13 protein-coding genes are annotated in these 17,203 nt (G+C 47.7%); 2 read left to right on the top strand and 11 right to left on the bottom strand.

All coding sequences use genetic code 11. The annotated features are described in order from the left end of the window. Window positions 1–221: 221 nt before the first annotated feature. The 9 genes from BG55_RS18835 to BG55_RS18790 all read right to left on the bottom strand — a co-directional run bounded on the left by BG55_RS18835 (window position 222) and on the right by BG55_RS18790 (window position 10,835). Window positions 222–632, bottom strand: coding sequence for a DUF2000 domain-containing protein (locus BG55_RS18835; RefSeq protein WP_034940839.1), 411 nt, complete (start codon window positions 630–632; stop codon window positions 222–224). Between the two features lie 55 nt (window positions 633–687). After that, complete coding sequence (locus BG55_RS18830; protein ID WP_034940836.1) at window positions 688–1,542, bottom strand: AraC family transcriptional regulator; 855 nt, start codon at window positions 1,540–1,542, stop codon at window positions 688–690. A gap of 360 nt (window positions 1,543–1,902) precedes the next feature. Then, the gene (locus BG55_RS18825; protein WP_034940833.1) at window positions 1,903–2,910 is read right to left on the bottom strand and encodes a DUF4303 domain-containing protein; all 1,008 of its coding nucleotides are present in this window, start codon (window positions 2,908–2,910) and stop codon (window positions 1,903–1,905) included. 156 nt (window positions 2,911–3,066) lie between these two features. Continuing rightward, complete coding sequence (locus tag BG55_RS18820; RefSeq protein ID WP_235192801.1) at window positions 3,067–4,971, bottom strand: methyl-accepting chemotaxis protein; 1,905 nt, start codon at window positions 4,969–4,971, stop codon at window positions 3,067–3,069. Window positions 4,972–5,467: 496 nt separating this feature from the next. Continuing rightward, a complete protein-coding gene (locus BG55_RS18815; RefSeq protein ID WP_034940828.1) occupies window positions 5,468–6,259 on the bottom strand; it encodes an MBL fold metallo-hydrolase in 792 nt (263 codons plus the stop codon). A gap of 181 nt (window positions 6,260–6,440) precedes the next feature. Next, window positions 6,441–6,866: a GFA family protein gene (locus BG55_RS18810; protein WP_034940827.1), complete on the bottom strand. Its 426-nt coding sequence runs from the start codon at window positions 6,864–6,866 to the stop codon at window positions 6,441–6,443. A gap of 266 nt (window positions 6,867–7,132) precedes the next feature. Continuing rightward, complete coding sequence (locus BG55_RS18805; protein WP_034940825.1) at window positions 7,133–8,158, bottom strand: methionine synthase; 1,026 nt, start codon at window positions 8,156–8,158, stop codon at window positions 7,133–7,135. 26 nt (window positions 8,159–8,184) lie between these two features. Further along, complete coding sequence (locus BG55_RS18800; protein WP_034940822.1) at window positions 8,185–9,168, bottom strand: DUF1852 domain-containing protein; 984 nt, start codon at window positions 9,166–9,168, stop codon at window positions 8,185–8,187. A 641-nt stretch (window positions 9,169–9,809) separates the two neighbouring features. Then, on the bottom strand, window positions 9,810–10,835 hold the full coding sequence (locus BG55_RS18790; protein WP_034940816.1) for a LacI family DNA-binding transcriptional regulator: 1,026 nt from the start codon (window positions 10,833–10,835) through the stop codon (window positions 9,810–9,812). 257 nt (window positions 10,836–11,092) lie between these two features. Between BG55_RS18790 and BG55_RS18785 the strand changes: the two genes are divergently transcribed. Beyond that, window positions 11,093–13,495, top strand: coding sequence for a membrane-bound PQQ-dependent dehydrogenase, glucose/quinate/shikimate family (locus BG55_RS18785; RefSeq protein ID WP_034940813.1), 2,403 nt, complete (start codon window positions 11,093–11,095; stop codon window positions 13,493–13,495). Window positions 13,496–13,532: 37 nt separating this feature from the next. Here the strand turns inward: BG55_RS18785 and iolE are convergent, their stop codons facing one another. Together iolE and BG55_RS18775 are read right to left on the bottom strand one after the other, a co-directional pair. Then, entirely contained in the window at window positions 13,533–14,432 is a 900-nt protein-coding gene (gene iolE / locus BG55_RS18780; RefSeq protein WP_052018962.1) for a myo-inosose-2 dehydratase, read from the bottom strand. Window positions 14,433–14,506: 74 nt separating this feature from the next. Continuing rightward, window positions 14,507–15,331, bottom strand: coding sequence for a sugar phosphate isomerase/epimerase family protein (locus BG55_RS18775; RefSeq protein WP_034940810.1), 825 nt, complete (start codon window positions 15,329–15,331; stop codon window positions 14,507–14,509). 363 nt (window positions 15,332–15,694) lie between these two features. On the opposite strand from BG55_RS18775, the gene BG55_RS18770 reads away from it, so the two are divergent. Beyond that, window positions 15,695–17,131 carry a sugar porter family MFS transporter gene (locus BG55_RS18770; RefSeq protein WP_052018961.1) on the top strand — a complete coding sequence of 479 codons (1,437 nt, stop codon included), beginning with the start codon at window positions 15,695–15,697 and terminating at the stop codon, window positions 17,129–17,131. Window positions 17,132–17,203: the final 72 nt, after the last annotated feature.

Here is a 17,203-nt window from a genome sequence, read left to right as displayed (position 1 = left end):
GGTTGGTGATTTGTTTTGATTTGGCGATTGATCAGATCGCACAATCCGGGCTGAGTTCCCTTAAAGTGATCTACTATTCCGCGCAGCTATTTAGAAAAAAGTCGTAATGTCGAGTATTTCATTCAAATTTAGAAAAGTGAGTTAAAGAATATCGCAGGGAATTACAATCCCCTGCATAGATGAAACGTAAAGATGTAGTAATACATCTTCAGTTCCTTAAATTAACTATGAAGGGATAACCCTTTAATTATCTTATCGACGACCTTTTTTGGCCCTCTGATTCCAAGTCCCACTAAATCGAGGTTGTTCGCATCTGCCGCCATAAATACTTCCCGGTTAGCCTCATCGTACCCGGTGGAGAACATTGCATGAATATAAGGGATGATCGTAACTTCCCGTTCCAGAGCTTTCCTGTGAACTGCCTGTAATTTTTCAAGTTCCCCTTGAAAAATCAGCATTGGCTGGCCGGACATGTTGCCGTAAGTACGACCTAGTGAATCAATATAGGGAGCCCCCATAATTTCAGGAGCAGCTGAGGCGATTCCCGTTGCCAGAAATGCCACTACATTTAGTCGCTGCCATGCTGGTAAGTCATCTCTGACGATAAATGCAATTTTGGTATCAAACGTCATAAATAATAGTCCTGTCTGCGATACGAACAAGGCATGGTCGCATACTGACTTGTTATCAAGATAGAACGTTTGAGCAGTGCTTTTGATAGGAAGCTGGGGACATTCGATAAGCACGCCTGAACCAGCGCCCCAGATGGCTTTGATCGGCAAAACCTGTTTGCAACGCAACCATTGATGGAGAAATTCCGCTGGCTAAAAGTTGCCTGGCCGTGCGAAGGCGTAATCTGACAAGATAAGCGTGCGGGGACTGACCGAAGGCAGACTTAAATTGTCTGCTTAGTCTGAACCGATCAACTCCGCTTATATTGGCCAGTTCATCGAGTCCTGGATTACTGTCGAGATGAGCAATTAGATAATCCCTAACTCTGTTCATTCGAATTAATGAATCGTTAAATTCTACTGCTGGCTTAATATCGACATGGGGCATCAGGTGTGAAAGTAACAATTCCAGACTTTCATCCCGTGCAAGCCTTCCTTCATTGCGGTGAAGAGCATTAAATGCCTGCATAATCGCCATAATCAGGCCACGGTCATCTGTTAGAGTATTTTGAAAAGCTGCCTCCACTACTGAAACATCTTTAGTGCTGTGTTTTTGCAGATTTTCTGATATCCATTTTTGGGGAATATACAGCATGGAATACGTGAATCCATTTTCTTGCGCTGCATAACCATCGTGAACTGCCCCAGGCTCAATGAGGATAGCTTTACCCGGTGTGCTCGTATGTAATTCTCGATGACAGCTGAACCTTTGGCTACCCTGAAGAGTAACCCCAAGAAGAAGCTCCTCATGGTCATGGCTGTCGTACGCATGGCCTTTAAAGTGTGCGTTTACACTTTCAATTCCAGTATCTGTATCACGACGAAAATCAATCCAGTCACCGGGCACGGGTATTTCAGTTCTTCCAGACATAAAAACCTGACGAATTCAGCAGGACATAGTGTCTACAGTATACATTCTGGCTTGGTAATCGATACCTAAAGCATGCAGAATGAGAGTCATTCGCACAATGTCTGCTATTCGCTCAAAGCAGACCTTCAGCTCAGCCAGCTTGTCCGCTTCGGACCATAAACCGCCCACAGGTTTATACCCTGACTAATGTGACTCTAACTTACCCGGTTGAGCTTACCAGCAGTTACTGATACTCATTTAAGGCACCATCACCATGTCGCGTGTGATGGGCGATTAGCACGCCGCCGATGAGGAAAAAATGTCGATCAGCTATTACTGAAACCTATCCCGTACTGCCAACTGAAGAAAGAAATTCATCATTTAGCGAAATAAATTTAACAGGCTGATGATCTTTTTCATTTTTGATGCAGGTAACTCACCACCGGTAATATCAACAAGCATAAAAATGTTTTCTGAGTTTTGTTTTTTAAAAAAACCTTCCTGCTTAAGCTCCATGAGGACGGCAACACAGTTATCAATTAATTGATTACGAAACTTATTCAGTGAAGACTGGGTAACCTGCAACATAGCGTATTTTCGTAACTGAGTGGATAACTCTGACAGGCAGTGACATTTTATGCACTCCTCGCCCTGATACTCCCAGTCGTCGGTTGAGTAATGTTCTAAGGCTCTTTTATTGCTACTGGAGACATTATTTAAATATTCTTGCGTATTAAATGCGACATCGATAAAAGACGCGTCCTCTGCCGTGTAGAGGGCAAAACTATTAATATATCTGGTTTTGATTTCCTTCAATGCGTGCATAAACACATCATTAACTCTTTTCTTCAGCTCGGCATTAAAACTGACGAAATCAAAAGGGGTAACCTTCGGTTTTTGTATTAAACCCCGAACAAACGCTTCAAAATTTTCGGCAAGTTCAATCTCAACATTTTTTGGCTTGCCATTTTTCCTGGAGAGTGTGTGAACTATCACTCGCGGCTCGCCGTGAGCACCGCACAGGGAGTAATCAAGGTAAAATTGCAAACCGTGACCATTGTCAGGCATATGGAGGCCAATAAGCACACCCTTTTTGTAACCCGGACGTTTCCACTGACTCCAGTCAGACAAAAGAGAAAACTCACCTTTGCTACCAATAGCATTGAGAAAGTCGCAGATAAAATATTTTATAACGTTACCGTCACGATCCTGCTGTGGAAAAACATTCTTTCGCAGCAAACCGCCATTATGTCCCGCCATCAGAGAAATATAAGAAACTGGCAATTTGAAGCCAGTCTGATTCTCACAAGACCCTATATCCTCAACGGATGCATCTTCACAAATGAAAGTACTTATCGATTCAGCATTGTCTTTCCAGAGACCTTTCATTTCACCTGTCCTGAACATTGTAATCTATTGTTATTTAGTATTTTTAAAAATAAAATCGACTAATAATCCATGCAGAATATTGCCGCTTCACTGATTGAAGGCCGCTGGCGCGGCCTGTGATAATATCATACGGAGCATATTTCAGCCCCTGTCACCTCAGAATGACTGCCAGTTTTCCGTTGAAGAGTGCGAGAGAGCCGCAACCGGTTTTTGCAGTTTTTTGATGGCAGCCGGTGGTACAGATGACACCAGAACAGATTTCGTTTTAAAGAACGCAACCGCCTGCTCCAGACGTCCGGCTTCTTCCTGAAGAGATCCTGCCGCTGCGGCTGACTGCTCAACCAGTGCGGCATTTTGCTGCGTGGTGGTATCCATTTCAGTCATTGCCTGACTGACCTGACCGATCCCCCGGTTTTGCTCATCGGAAGCGGTGGCGATTTCTTTCATCACCTCATTAACCTGAGCCACAGCATCAATGATGGACTTCATGGTTTTACCTGCATTTTCAACCTGTGCAGCGCCGGTATTAACCTGTCCGACAGACTCCTGAATAAGCCCTTCTATTTCCTTAGCAGCCGTTGCACTCCGCTGTGCCAGATTTCTGACTTCCCCCGCAACGACAGCAAAACCTCTTCCATCTTCGCCCGCCCTGGCTGCTTCAACGGCGGCATTCAGCGCCAGAATATTGGTCTGAAAAGCGATGCCATTGATTACCTGGGTTATTTCAGAAATGCGTGAGGAGCTTTTCCTGATTTCTTCCATCGTATTAACCACCCCGCTGACAACCTGACCGCCCTGGGTGGCCTGCGACGAAGCTTCTCCGGCCAGCTTGCTGGCACAAATCGCATTCTCGCTGTTGAGTTTTACCGTTGAGGTCAGTTGCTCAATACTGGCCGCTGTCTGCACAACCGCAGCAGCCTGCTGTTCTGTACGCGATGATAAATCTTCATTTCCCATCGCGATTTCTGAGGCGGCGCTGTTGACGTTCGACACGCCGTTGCGGACGTTACTGATTATTTCTTCAAGCTTAATCCGCATATCATCAAAAGCCTGCATCAACAGCCCGAGCTCATCTTTGCGATCGCTTACCGTGGTCGGCGTCAGGTCGCCCTCAGAGATCCTGCGTGCCATGCTGAGCGTTTGCGACAACGGCCGCTTGATACTCAGGGTGATGCGCCAGGCAAATAAAACGCTGATGATGACGGCCAGTAACGACAGAGCGCCAATTTTAATCTGCGCCATTTTGATAAAATCAGAAGATATTTTCTTTTGATAATCAAACATTTTTGCCAGAGAGGCGTCAAAATCCTCACCCCGGGCTACCAGCGTTTTTGCCGCCGTATGATGCGCAGACCAGAGCGTTTCAAAGGGAGAAACTGAAGACGAAACCTTATCAATAATGTTAAGGGCCGATGAGGTGATTTCGGATAACGCCGGGTTTTTAGCCTCTTCAAGCATCACCGCCGTTTTTCTGGCATCGCCAAGGGCGGTGTTCAGCGCGGCTCTGCTGTTATCTTCCGGGACTTTGGTAAAAGCCAGCAGCAGTAGATTGACTTCTTTAAGCTGTGACGACAAACGCTCCAGTAAAGAGGAGGTATCAGCAGCCAGCGTTCCACCTTCAACAACCGAATCCATGCTTTTTGCAAGACTGAGATACGGCAGTTGCTGTAACGAGGCGGCCATTGCCATCATGCGCTGCATATAATCAACCAGGATGTTTCTTTGCGTTCCATAGCCGTTCATCGCTTCTTCAATGCCTTTAAGAAACGTATTTCCCTCTGAATCCCATTTAAACTGCGCCAGCTTATCGTACTGACTTCTCAGCTGTTTTAGCGCCTCGGCATTTTTATCAGCATACTGCTGCTCATTGGTGTACTGATACAGGGTGCGATTAAGGCGGGCCGTGCCAAATGTGCTGTTCATCTCGATGGTAAGACTTCGTCTTGCCGAGTTATCCTGAATGGTGTCAAGACAGCCTGAAGCAACCAGCGCCGTAATGATAAGGGCACCAATTACCACGAAAAAACCCACACCGAGCTTGGAGCCCACCTTAAAATTCATGAAATAACTGTTAAGTTTCAGATGATTCATTTTTCATAACCCTATAATTTCAAATCATTTAAATTCTCTGCTTAAGATTTTATCGATCCCGCTCATCGTAGTTATCGGCATTAACTGGAAATCATTAAAATAATTTACAAATAACGGGCGTTTTAATTCAGGGGGTTTCTAACCTCTTCAAATGTTTGAAATCAGACCAGATGGATTTTAAAAGTGCAGGTGATGTGGTTGCTAAAGGCTTCCTACCCCAACACTTCACTACCTGGTTGAAGCTGACAACGTTCTGAGCAAGGAGCGTGGTTTTTATCAGAGAACACCCGCAGCAGCCGCTGCCACGATGTCATGTTGCGCACCAGGAATATCAGTGGGGGTGACCAGAACCTCAGCTTCACGCTCAGGGTCGTATCGGATAGCAGGGACGAGGCCCAGCAGCCACAAGCCGGAAGCGGAGATTAACCTGCTACATTACCGGTAGCAGGCCATAGATATTCAGCGTTTATCTGAGACAGGAAATGTACTTTTCGCCTGAACGACGCACAATATCATCCGCATTTTCAGTGACATCATCGCCTTCAAACGCACCATAGAGTTTCTTAAATTTCACCGAACTCAGCCGCCGGGTAATATCACTGACGGTTGTCGCTGGTAACGGCAGCAAATTGGGGTAGCTCCACATAAAAGAGACACCACGGGCGCCAGGAGTGACCTGGATGATATCGCCGGAAAGCACCGCGCCGTCATCTCGCGCCCAGTGCAGTACACAACCGCCGTCAAAGTGTCCACCAACTCGTATCACCCGCACGTCACGAGTCAGCTGGAGGGTGTCACCCTGCCAGAACGTTATCCAGCGGCTGTCCCGCATCACCCACTGCCTGTCACTGGCATGAAGATAAATCGGGGCGTTAAATTCTTCAGCCCAGTCCTGCATGCTGGTGTAGTAATGAGGATGTGATATGGCGATAGCCTTCAGCCCGCCCAGGGACGTTATCAGCATTTTCGTGGCGTCGTCGAGCGTGGCAATGCAGTCCCACAGTATGTTGCCCTGTGGGGTGCGCAGGATAAAAGCGCGCTGACCAATCGCAAAATCAGGCACGGTACTGATGCTGAAGAGTGAGTCGTTATGCTGCTTCCACTTATTGGTGTGCGTAGCACACAGGGCGTCATAAGTGACCCATTCCTGCCCGGTCGCGGGAACATACTGCCGTTCGTCTTCACAGATGTTGCAGTGCTCTGGAGGGGTATCGGTTGTTTCAAAGGATGTGCCGCAGGTTTTGCATAAAGTGATCATTACGTCCTCTTCATTCTTGCGCTTAAGCCAGCAGCGCGGGAATGCTGCGCGCCGTCAGGGCTGCGTATTTGATAATAAACACAGTCAGCCTGGCACACAGATACGTAGGGATGTGCACGTGAGTGCTGCGGCTACTTATCCCTCGTGGTGATATGTCCGCTCAACCACCGCACAGCAAGGTTTAAGATATACCCAGCTGCTTTAACAGCGATGCCAGCGAGGCTACCGGACCGCCATGCTCCTCAGCCGAGCGCGTTTTATCCCAGGGCATCGCATCGTCCGTGCAAAAATCGCCGACACACTCCATCTCAACAGCGTCATTCAGCAGGCCAACCGGCAGCCACAGATAAGGCAGGTTACGTAAGCTGTTTGGCACGGTCGAGCCGCACAATGAGCAGAAATCAGTGCGATAACCCGATGGTCGGCTCCATGAGGTGATGTTGCCCTCTCCTTTTATCCAGCAAAAATCATCACGCTTTACCAGCGTAGCCAGGTTATACCCCACGCCACTCTGCTTCCTGCACAGCGAACAGTGACAGCGGTAAAACTTCTGCGGTTTAACGGACAGGTCAAACTCCACCGCGCCACACAAACACGAGCCTTTCATTTGCATTACTCCGGGAACAGTTTCAGACGCCCTCGCCGACCGTAGCATTTGCTTGCGCGGTTAACAGCGGCATTCAATCGGGAAAGTTATTTGCATCAACATCGCAGAACAGCCTAACGAGGGGGGATGTGCGGTGAAAGTCCAGGTGGTGATTAATCAGTGATTACTGCCATATCGCCGGTCACTCAGCACACCAGGGAATGAAAAGGGCTGGCGATTAAGCTTATCGCCAACCCGGACTACGTTGTTAAATCTGAGGGAATGACTCAGCCAAGCTCTTTTCGCACGATTTCGGCACCGGCACTTAATGCATTCAGTTTGCCCATAGCGACATGACGCGGCAGCGGGATCATGCCGCAGTTAGTGCAGGGATAAAGCTTGTCGGCGTCAACAAACTGAAGCGCTTTACGAAGTGTGTTGGCGACCTCTTCCGGCGTCTCGATGGTATTGGTTGCCACATCAATCGCGCCAACCATTACTTTTTTCCCGCGAATCAGTTCAATCAGATCCATCGGAACATGCGAGTTCTGACATTCCAGTGAGACAATATCGATATTGGATTTTTGCAGTTTAGGAAAAATCTCTTCATATTGCCGCCACTCGGTGCCGAGCGTTTTTTTCCAGTCGGTATTGGCTTTAATGCCATAACCGTAGCAAATATGCACCGCCGTTTCGCACTTCAGCCCTTCAATGGCTCTTTCCAGCGTGGCGATACCCCAGTCATTCACTTCATCAAAGAAAACGTTAAATGCCGGCTCATCAAACTGGATAATATCCACACCGGCAGCTTCTAATTCTTTGGCTTCCTGATTAAGGATCTTAGCGAATTCCCAGGCCAGTTTTTCACGGCTTTTATAGTGGCCGTCATACAGGGTATCGATCATCGTCATAGGCCCTGGCAGCGCCCATTTAATTGGCTGACTGGTCTGCTGACGTAAAAAGCGGGCATCGTCGACAAACACCGGTTTCTGGCGAGCCACCTCGGCAAATACAGTAGGCACGCTGGCCTCATAGCGATCGCGAATTTTAACAATTTCACGTTTTTCAAAATCGACGCCGCTCAGGTGCTCAATAAAGGTGGTGACAAAATGCTGGCGTGTCTGCTCACCGTCACTGACGATATCAATCCCCGCCCGCAGCTGATCGTCCAGGCACAGACGCAGCGCATCCAGCTTGCCGTCGGTTAATTCTCTGTCCTGCAATTTCCAGGGTGACCAGAGTGTTTCAGGTTGTGCAAGCCACGAGGGTTTAGGTAAGCTGCCGGCAGTTGATGTAGGTAATAACTTCTTCATAACGAATAACCTTGTATTTTGTTTAATCAAAGAACGGCATTAGCAGACCATTGCTCAAGAACAGTTTGGTAAGGTTTAATAAAGTGCTCTTCAGTAAACTTCCCCTGCTCGACGGCTAAGCGACTACGCTCTTCGCGATCATAGACAATCTGAGTTAAAGAATAATCCTGGTAATTCAGGCTGGGCTGATAGCATTTCCCTGCGGCAGAATTGGCATTATAAATTTCAGGACGATAGATCTTCTGGAATGTCTCCATCGTGCTGATAGTAGCGATAAGTTCAAGGTTGGTGTAATCGTTAAGCAGATCGCCAACAAAATAAAATGCCAGAGGCGCAACGCTACCCTGCGGCATAAAATAGCGGGCCTGAAGACCCATTTTATTAAAGTAGTGATCGGTCAGCGAAGACTCATCCTGCTGATATTCAACGCCCAGTACAGGATGTTCATTACCGGTCCGGCGATAGGTATTTTTACTTGAAACGCTCAGACAGATAACCGGTGATTTTTTAAAGTTGTCCTGATAGGCATCTGACGTGATAAAGCGCTTGAATATATTGCCATGCAAATCGCCAAAATCATCTGGCGTACTGAAACCGGATTTATTTTTATTGTGCTCGGACAACAACACGCTGAAATCATAATCGCGAACGTATGAAGAGAAGTTATTCCCCACGATACCTTCAATCTGTTGACTGGTTTTATGATCAACGATATTGGTTTTTAAAATCTCAATGACCGGGAAGCTGTCACTTTTGCCGTCACCCTCAATATTTAATTCAACCGAAATGATTTCCAGACGGACAGAGTAACGATCCGCTTTGGGGTTATCCCAGTTTGCTAATGCATTGAAACGATTATCAATCATCGTCAGCGCATTGCGCAGGTTTTCCTGACGTTTTTCACCGCGGGCCAGATTAGCAAAGTTGGTAGTGATGCGCGTATTTTTGGACGGATTATAGTTTTCGTCGAAACACAGGCTCTTAACAGTAAAAGTAAACGCTTTAGTCATTGTAATCCGGCACCCTAATTTTTGATGTAAATCATGAATCTGCTGACTGGCTGACAGAAGTTTCAAGGTTTATTTTCTCAGCTTATCTTTAACAATCCTTCATGTTATCTATAGTTGGTAACATTGAATGCCAGTCAGTAACATTGCACATGTTATGCCTGAGTCATCGCCTGAAAAAAAGTGATTTAATTTCACTGAACATGAAAAAAATTCATGTTCAGTGAGGGTGGAGAAGCGTCGTTAAGCAGAAGCTCATGTCGCTCAGGCTTAACCAACTGAATCCGAGGGGCTGAGAGCAGCGAAGCTGCGTGGTGTACTGAGTGAATCGTACTTGTTGAAGTTTTACCATAGTCATGATGAGAATGTAGAGCACGCTGGATTTTTGCGCAACAGCCTCCGCAATCGTAGCATCACAGTCGGCCTCATCAACAGGGCAACAATCACTCTCACCCTTAAAAATAGCAGCCTCAGAATAGCGAAATGAGAACATTTTGCGCTGAATTACTCTGCCAGTAAGACCATATAGTGAAACGATGAACGGGTGCCTGATATTACCAGCTCAGCCTGGATCCTTAATGCCAGCCAGTTCACTTTCCTCAAATGAGAAGGTTATATCGCTACGGAAGTGATGCTTTTTAACTTCAGGGCAGCGTAAAGCGCGTGAATATGTCAATCGGCATAAACACGCTGGAAGAGCCAGACTGATTCATTTTCAGGTCAACAAGTTTTTGCACTGTTTTTTCAAGCAGCAATGAGATGTCCTGAGAGATAATGTAATCAATTTTCCCCGCCAGAATGAGTTTTCGTGTCACCGTATTGACCTCATGAGTAATAAGAACAGGTCTTAAATCAGTGCTGAACTCATCCAGCGCGGCAGCAAGTCCGCGATTTCCACCCGCAACGTTATAAACAGCCTTCAGTCCGGGATTGCTTCTGAGAAGTTGCATCGCTGCATCATAGGTTTGCTGCGTATTGTCATTACCTGAAATAACCTCAGAAACGTTAACTGACGGAAAAGACTGACGTATTTGCGCTCTGAAACCTATTTCACGATCGTCATGGCAGCTGTAGGAGAGCGTACCAACAATCACCGCCACGCTAGCATCTGCACAATATTGTAAATGCCTGCCCAGTATAAAACCCGCCGCCTGCCCTGCCGCACGGTTATTGATGCCGACATACGCATCTCTTGCATCTGGATCAAGGTCGCTGACAAGCGCAACGATATGTTTTCCAGCCAGTCTGAGTTTCTGCACGGTGGCATTAATCGCTGGCGTATTTTTGGCTACCACGGCAATGCCATCTGACATGGTGGCCTGCTGCTCAAGTAAACGAACAACATCTTCATCCTGAACATCTGAACAGCTTGAAATATTTAGCGTTATCCCACGTTGATCAAGTTGATTTTTGATATCAGCAGCGGCAGCTTTCAGTGATTCGTTGTACTCCTCTCCGGCCTGTACCACTACGGAGAAAGAGGACTTTTGTTCAGATGTTCTGGTTTGTACCTCTCCGGCAACCTCCACCAATAATGATGAATAAGCACGCTGCACGGCTTCAACCGTTTTGGGATTGACCCCCGGTCGGTGATTCAACACACGATCGATAGTGGCCCTGCTGAGTTGAGTCGCAGCAACAAGTTCTTTCATGGTGGGTTTACGGTTCATCAATAATGGCCTGCCTGACTGAGTCCTTTCACCAATGTTACCCGATCTTGCTTTGCTCTGCTCCGGCAAAAGCTCCGATTCATAACACCTCTTAAAATGTCTCATAATGTTAAATAAATGAGACATTGATGCGTCATTTTGTTTTTATTTTGATCTAAAATAACTCATTTCGCTCATGTGAGAATAATTCTCACATGAGCGAAATGTAGCGGACTTCTCAAGAGTCTTTTCACACTTTTCGAACGGATACCTTAAAAATGAAAAAAATGCGATGGTTGCCCACCGCTGGCGGAATAGTGCTTGCCCTGGCTGGCCTTAGTTCAGGTGCAGGAGGAGCCTGTCTGGTTGCACTTGGCGGTTCCTGGTTCTACCTGTTTACTGGAATAATCTGGTTATTTACGGCCATTCTGCTTTTTCGTCGGCAATTCATGGCCCTGCCAGTTACGCTTGCGATGACAGCGATAAGCATTGCATGGGCGCTCTGGGAAATTGGGTTAAATTTTTGGCAATTTCTCCCTCGCGTTATCGTATTTATTGGCTTTGGAATTCTGATTTCTCTCTGCATACCGTTGCTGAAACATAAAGATGACCGCCAGCCGCTAAGCTGCAAAGTCGCCCTCAGTATCTGTGGCGTTTATTTCGTCGCATTCGTCGCACTGCTGGCAGGCATGTTTGTGCCTCATGCAGAAGTTGAATCAGATGGTAAGGTATCCAGGGTGATCTATCCGGAAGCAGGAAAAGTGGAGGCCAATGACTGGCCTGCATGGGGTAGAAATCTGAGTGGTGACAAGTATGTGCAGTTTAACCAGATCAATAAAAATAATGTCAAAGACCTGAAACTGGCGTGGACTTATCGCACCGGAGATCTGGCAATCGATGGTTCTGAGTATCAGGTTACCCCAATAAAAATAGCGGATTCCCTCTATCTTTGTACGCCGTTAAATAAGGTCATTGCTCTGGACCCGACCACAGGCAAAGAGCGCTGGCGCTTCGATCCGAAAATGAAACAAACAGCCAGCAATAAAGGCTGGAAGCGCTGTCGTGGAGTCAGCTACGTGGATTTATCCGTGCCAGGAAATACCTCGTCTGATACGGCGCTGATAGCCGAAAGAACCGCCTGCCGCAAACGGATAATCAGCAATACTAACGATGGTCGTCTGTTTGCTCTGGATGCTGAAAAAGGCACGCTGTGCCATGACTTTGGCGAAGGGGGTTTTGTCAATCTGACGGCGGGAATTGGCAACAGTCCGGAAGAAGGTTCTTACTATCTGACGTCCGCTCCCCTGGTGGCAGACGGTGTGATCATGGTCGGCGGAAAACTAAATGATAACCTGTCCACCGGTGAACCTTCCGGTGTGGTACGCGGTTTCGATGTACTGACAGGAAAATTACTGTGGGCCTTCGATGTATCACGTCCACACGACAGCACCCCGTTGCCACCCGGTGAACATTACGCAAGCGAAACGCCGAATTTCTGGGGAACGGCATCCTATGATCCCAAACTCGGGCTGGCTTATTTCCCGACAGGTAACCAGACACCGGATTTCTGGACTGGTAATCGCCATCCCTACTCCAATCAGTTCAATGACGCCATCGTCGCCATTGAGTTGAAAACCGGCAAATTGCGGTGGTATTTTCGCACTGCCAATATCGACCAGTTTGACTACGACGTTTCCTCGCAACCTGTTCTGTACGACTTACCAGGTAAAGACGGCAGCACCATCCCGGTGGTGATCCAACTGACAAAGCGAGGTCAGATATTCATGCTTGATCGTCGCGATGGCAAGCCCGTGGCACCGGTAGAATATCGCAAAGTCCCAACCGATGTGATGCCGGGTATGCAGGTGGCAGCGACGCAGCCTTATTCATCACTGTCTGTTGGCGTTGAGCCACTGAAAGAAACCGATATGTGGGGCGCAACACTCTTCGACCAACTCTATTGTCGCGTGCAATTTAAAAAGATGCGTTGGGAGGGTGAATGGACGCCACTTTCCGATAAAAAACGCACGCTCATCTGGCCTGGATATTATGGCGGGTTCAACTGGGGCGGCGGCGCGCTGGACGCGTCAACCGGCACATTGATTGTTAACGATATCCGGATGGCGATGTGGGGGCAGTTTATCAGGCGTGATAAAGCAGCTGAACACGGCCTGGTGCCGTCGACAGAAGGTGAATACTCCGAACAAAAAGGGACGCCATGGGGCGTGGAACGCTCAATGTTCCTGTCACCACTGGGTACACCCTGCTTCAAACCACCTTTTGGCAGCATGACCGCAATCGATCTGGCGAGCGGTAAAACGAAATGGCAGGTGCCTGTGGGCAGCATTGAGGATGCTCCCATTCACGGTATCTTTCCAGGCGAAGGTATTGTTCCCCATTTGCATGTTCCGATTGGTATGCCCACCCTGGGCGGTCCGCTGGTCACCGGCGGAGGCCTGACCTTCTTTCATGGCACGCTTGATTACTATATTCGCGCTTTGAATAGCGATACGGGTAAAGAGTTGTGGCGTTCACGCTTGCCTGTCGGCGGACAGGGTGTCCCAATGAGCTACATTGGTAAAGATGGCAGGCAATATATTGTCGTGGTTGATGGTGGTGCGACGCGCACCGGAACAAACAAGAATCGGGGTGACTACGTTATGGCATACGCACTGCCCTGATCAGAGAAGAGGCCCGGCTCGCTTTGCCGGGCCTCTTTTAAAGCGAAAATGTATTAAGAATGAACTGTCTGGCCCGGGAAACGGTTATTTCCGGCGGTTCAAAAGAAGGATCCTGCTCCGCCTCAACCACAATCCATCCCTGGTATTGCGTTTCGTTAACGAAGTGGACAAGCGGCGAGAAGTCGATAATTCCATCACCTGGCACGGTGAACAGGCCTTTCCTCACCGCCTGATTAAAACTGAGATCGTTATCGCGTACCTGTCTCAGTATCTCACCGCGAACATCCTTAAGGTGAATATGATTAATGCGCCGGGTAAATTCGCTTAGCAGTATGCGGTAATCGAAACCAGCAGCGAACGCATGTCCGGTATCAACCAGCAATCCCACCGACGGACCAGTGACAGACATCAGGGCTCTCACTTCCTCCAATGTTTCCACCACCATCATCAGATGATGATGGTAGGCAAGGCTCAGCCCATAAACTGAATCCAGCGCATCTGCAAATGCTGTGAGTTTGTCGCCATAGGCCTGAAGCGCTGTCGGGTTTAACCGAAGGCGGGCGCGCATCCCGATATCAAGCGCATTTTCAGGCATATGCCCGCATTCACCGTATATCAGAACTTTCGCCCCCGTCTCTTTCAGCAGATGAGCAAAAGGCGCAACGGCTGCCAGTTCGTCGGTTACCGAGCGTTCACTGAGCAATCCGCTGTGCCATCCCGACGCATGTCTCAAACCATGTTTAGCTAACATCGCTGATAACGCCGCCGCCTCCCGTGGAAAAAGTCGACTCATTTCCACGCCGTCATATCCGGCGGCGGCGGCACCTGTCAGGCAAATGTCAGCCGTCACGTCTCGACCAAACTCTTCAATGACTTCATTTGCCCAGGACAACGGGCTGACGGCAATATGGATATTTCCATTTTTAAGGCTGCACATAATTAACCTCATACATCAATACGCATCAGAAAAGCGGTTATATTTCGGAGACGCATTGATAAAATTTTAAAATATTATGCCGCGTATTTATGAAGAGCCTGACAAAGTGCTTTGGTAATATCTGACGGATCTTTTTCCCAGACAGAAGGACTAATTAATTCAACTGACCAGGCCCCGTCAAAACCTGTGGTTTTAACAGCATCAGACCATTTTTTAAGATCTATTTCCCCTTCTCCGGGCATGCACGAGCGTAAAATAGTTTCATCCCAACTGTCCCCCGCTTTTTTTGGAACACGGCCATCGCAGAAATGGACGCCAAATATATGTTCCTTGTTCATTCGGCTGACTTCTTCCGGCGTACATCCGGCCGCATAAAAATGCCAGAAATCGACAACGACACCCACATTTTTCTTGCCGACGCGCCTGATGACTTCATGCGCCTGCTGAAGGGTTCTGAACTTAGTAAATGCTGGCAATTCAATAATATATCTGACAGACAACCGTTCACCGATAGTTGCAATAGCAGTGATATTATCGGTCATAATATCCATTATTTCCCCATCGCTCAGATGATCAATGCCATTCCGTGGCAGGATCATCACTGTATTTGTTCCCAGTTGACGTGCTTCCTGAGAGATTTTTTCTGCTTCAGCAAGAAGTGCTACACGTTCGCTTTTTTCAAAACGTTCGATATTATCCAGGGCACTGAGAAATGAAACGGTTAACCCTGCATCGCTTATTTTATTTTTTACCTCTGTTATAGTCCCGCCATTTTGCAAATAACGGATAAATTTAGGATAGAAAATTTCTAACGAATTGAATCCTGCTTCTTTTGCTAACCGGATATCAGTCATCAGATTTCCGTGCATCGTTGAAATCCCGTGCAGAGAAGTGATCATCTTATTCCCTCAAATTTTAGTGAATGAAACAGTGAATGCCGCCAAATCGATTGCTTATGCCGAGGATTAGAAACCGCCACTTTGCAGGGGCGAGGAAACGCTCACCGTGATAGTAATCAAATAAATTTTTTATAATAAACAAAAATGGCATTTTCATTTCATTCCTGTGAAGGCGATCATAAAGCTGAAACAAAAATGATCAATTGAGTTGATCAAAGACCCAATAAAAATGATCACTAATGAATCAGGAAAAATTTTTTGTCGCATTCAGCACAGAAATGCAACCGCAGACGAAATGCAGGCGTACTGGCAAAACGAGCATCTGCCATTCGCGACCTGATTTGCGTAGAACGAGGGTGGGTTATGTCTTACGAAAAGAAATTTAACGCAGGTTTTGTGTATCTTATCTGCTGCTGTGCATCTCTGGGTGGACTGATGTTTGGCTACTCCACTGCTGTGATTTCAGGTGCTGTTTCACCGGTAAAGACACACTTTGCATTGAGCCCTGCGGAGGTAGGTTGGGCGGTCTCAAGTATTATCGCCGGTGCCATCGCAGGCGCATTAATGGCAGGCTCAATTGCGGAAAAAACAGGGCGCAGAACTTCACTGCTTATCTCATCACTGGTGTTTATTGCCACCGCGTTGCTCTGTTCTCTGGCCAGTTCATATGAAACATTCTGGGCAGGGCGAGTATTGTGCGGCCTCGCTGTCGGCGTTGCAGGAACCGTTGCACCAATGTACATGTCAGAAGTCGCACCAACAGCCATCCGGGCAAGATGCTCCGGGCTGTTCAACCTGGCCATGGTAGTGGGCGTCCTGAGCGTCTTCATTGTCAACTACGTGGTGGTAAGAGGCATGGATGACATCTGGATACAAGAGCGAGGATGGCGCTGGATGATGGGATCGCAGTTAGTTCCATCGGTGATCATGATGCTCCTGTGCCTGCTGATGCCGGAATCTCCCCAGTGGAACCTGCGACATCAGCGCAGTGAGCAGGCCATCAGACTGTATGCCCGGATCTACCCCGAATTTAACAGCATGGAAGCACAACAGCTCTTTGCCGCTCGCCAGACCAGAAATTCAGCGGCGAGGAGCCGCGGAGGTTTGGCAGACACTCCAGTGCTGAAATACATCCTGGCTGTTGGCGTATTGATTGCGATTCTTCAGCAGTGTACTGGCATAAACGTTATGAACTATTACGCCCCGATCGTATTAGCTCAGGGAAACGCAGGTAAAGAAACCGTTCTCTTTCAGACTATTTTCATTGCCGTAGCTAACGGAATTGGCGGCTTCATCGGTATGAACCTTTTTGACAGGTTTGGCAGGCTACCGGTTATGAAAGCAGGAACCCTCGGCGCAACTCTGGGGCTGCTTATTGCAAGTTGGGGGCTCTATTCTCACGATTCAGGCCATTTGACCGTTTTCGGCATTTTGTTATTTATGATTACTTTTGCTATGGGTTGGGGAGCCGGAGCATGGGTGCTGATTTCAGAAATTTTCCCGGAGAAAATCCGTAACTCTGGCATGAGTCTGTCTGTTGGCCTGATGTGGATGACTAACTTTGTCATCACGTTGCTTTTTCCGGTGGTCAATGATCAGCCCTGGTTACAACGTACTTTTAACGGCGCTTTTTCGATGTGGATCTTCGTCGGTTTCAACGTCATCTGCTATCTGTTCCTCGCCAGATTCGTTCCGGAAACCAAAGGGGTGCCGTTGGAAGAGATCGAAAGCGTGGTGGCGGAAAAGATGGCCAGACGGGGCGCTCACACTGTTGCGTCTGGCATCATTCGTCAAAAGTGAAGAAAATAGCTGAGTTTTATCTCAGCACGGCGTTCAGCCCGCGTGGTGATAAATCAACGCGGGCACATTTAC

This window comes from Erwinia mallotivora (assembly GCF_000590885.1).
GTDB classification, from domain to species: domain Bacteria; phylum Pseudomonadota; class Gammaproteobacteria; order Enterobacterales; family Enterobacteriaceae; genus Erwinia; species Erwinia mallotivora.
The sequence above is the reverse complement of the archived record's forward strand: the minus strand, read 5'-3'. Positions and strand labels throughout refer to the sequence as shown.

Excerpts from the sequence above, each read along its gene's own strand:
- BG55_RS18830 (WP_034940836.1), bottom strand. The coding sequence starts at position 1,542 with ATGTCTGGAAGAACTGAAATACCCGTGCCCGGTGACTGGATTGATTTT.
- BG55_RS18810 (WP_034940827.1), bottom strand. The coding sequence starts at position 6,866 with ATGAAAGGCTCGTGTTTGTGTGGCGCGGTGGAGTTTGACCTGTCCGTT.
- BG55_RS18815 (WP_034940828.1), bottom strand. The coding sequence starts at position 6,259 with ATGATCACTTTATGCAAAACCTGCGGCACATCCTTTGAAACAACCGAT.
- BG55_RS18790 (WP_034940816.1), bottom strand. The coding sequence starts at position 10,835 with ATGAACCGTAAACCCACCATGAAAGAACTTGTTGCTGCGACTCAACTC.
- BG55_RS18775 (WP_034940810.1), bottom strand. The coding sequence starts at position 15,331 with ATGATCACTTCTCTGCACGGGATTTCAACGATGCACGGAAATCTGATG.
- BG55_RS18825 (WP_034940833.1), bottom strand. The coding sequence starts at position 2,910 with ATGAAAGGTCTCTGGAAAGACAATGCTGAATCGATAAGTACTTTCATT.
- BG55_RS18770 (WP_052018961.1), top strand. The coding sequence starts at position 15,695 with ATGTCTTACGAAAAGAAATTTAACGCAGGTTTTGTGTATCTTATCTGC.
- BG55_RS18835 (WP_034940839.1), bottom strand. The coding sequence starts at position 632 with ATGACGTTTGATACCAAAATTGCATTTATCGTCAGAGATGACTTACCA.
- BG55_RS18805 (WP_034940825.1), bottom strand. The coding sequence starts at position 8,158 with ATGAAGAAGTTATTACCTACATCAACTGCCGGCAGCTTACCTAAACCC.
- BG55_RS18800 (WP_034940822.1), bottom strand. The coding sequence starts at position 9,168 with ATGACTAAAGCGTTTACTTTTACTGTTAAGAGCCTGTGTTTCGACGAA.
- iolE (WP_052018962.1), bottom strand. The coding sequence starts at position 14,432 with ATGTGCAGCCTTAAAAATGGAAATATCCATATTGCCGTCAGCCCGTTG.
- BG55_RS18820 (WP_235192801.1), bottom strand. The coding sequence starts at position 4,971 with ATGAATTTTAAGGTGGGCTCCAAGCTCGGTGTGGGTTTTTTCGTGGTA.
- BG55_RS18785 (WP_034940813.1), top strand. The coding sequence starts at position 11,093 with ATGAAAAAAATGCGATGGTTGCCCACCGCTGGCGGAATAGTGCTTGCC.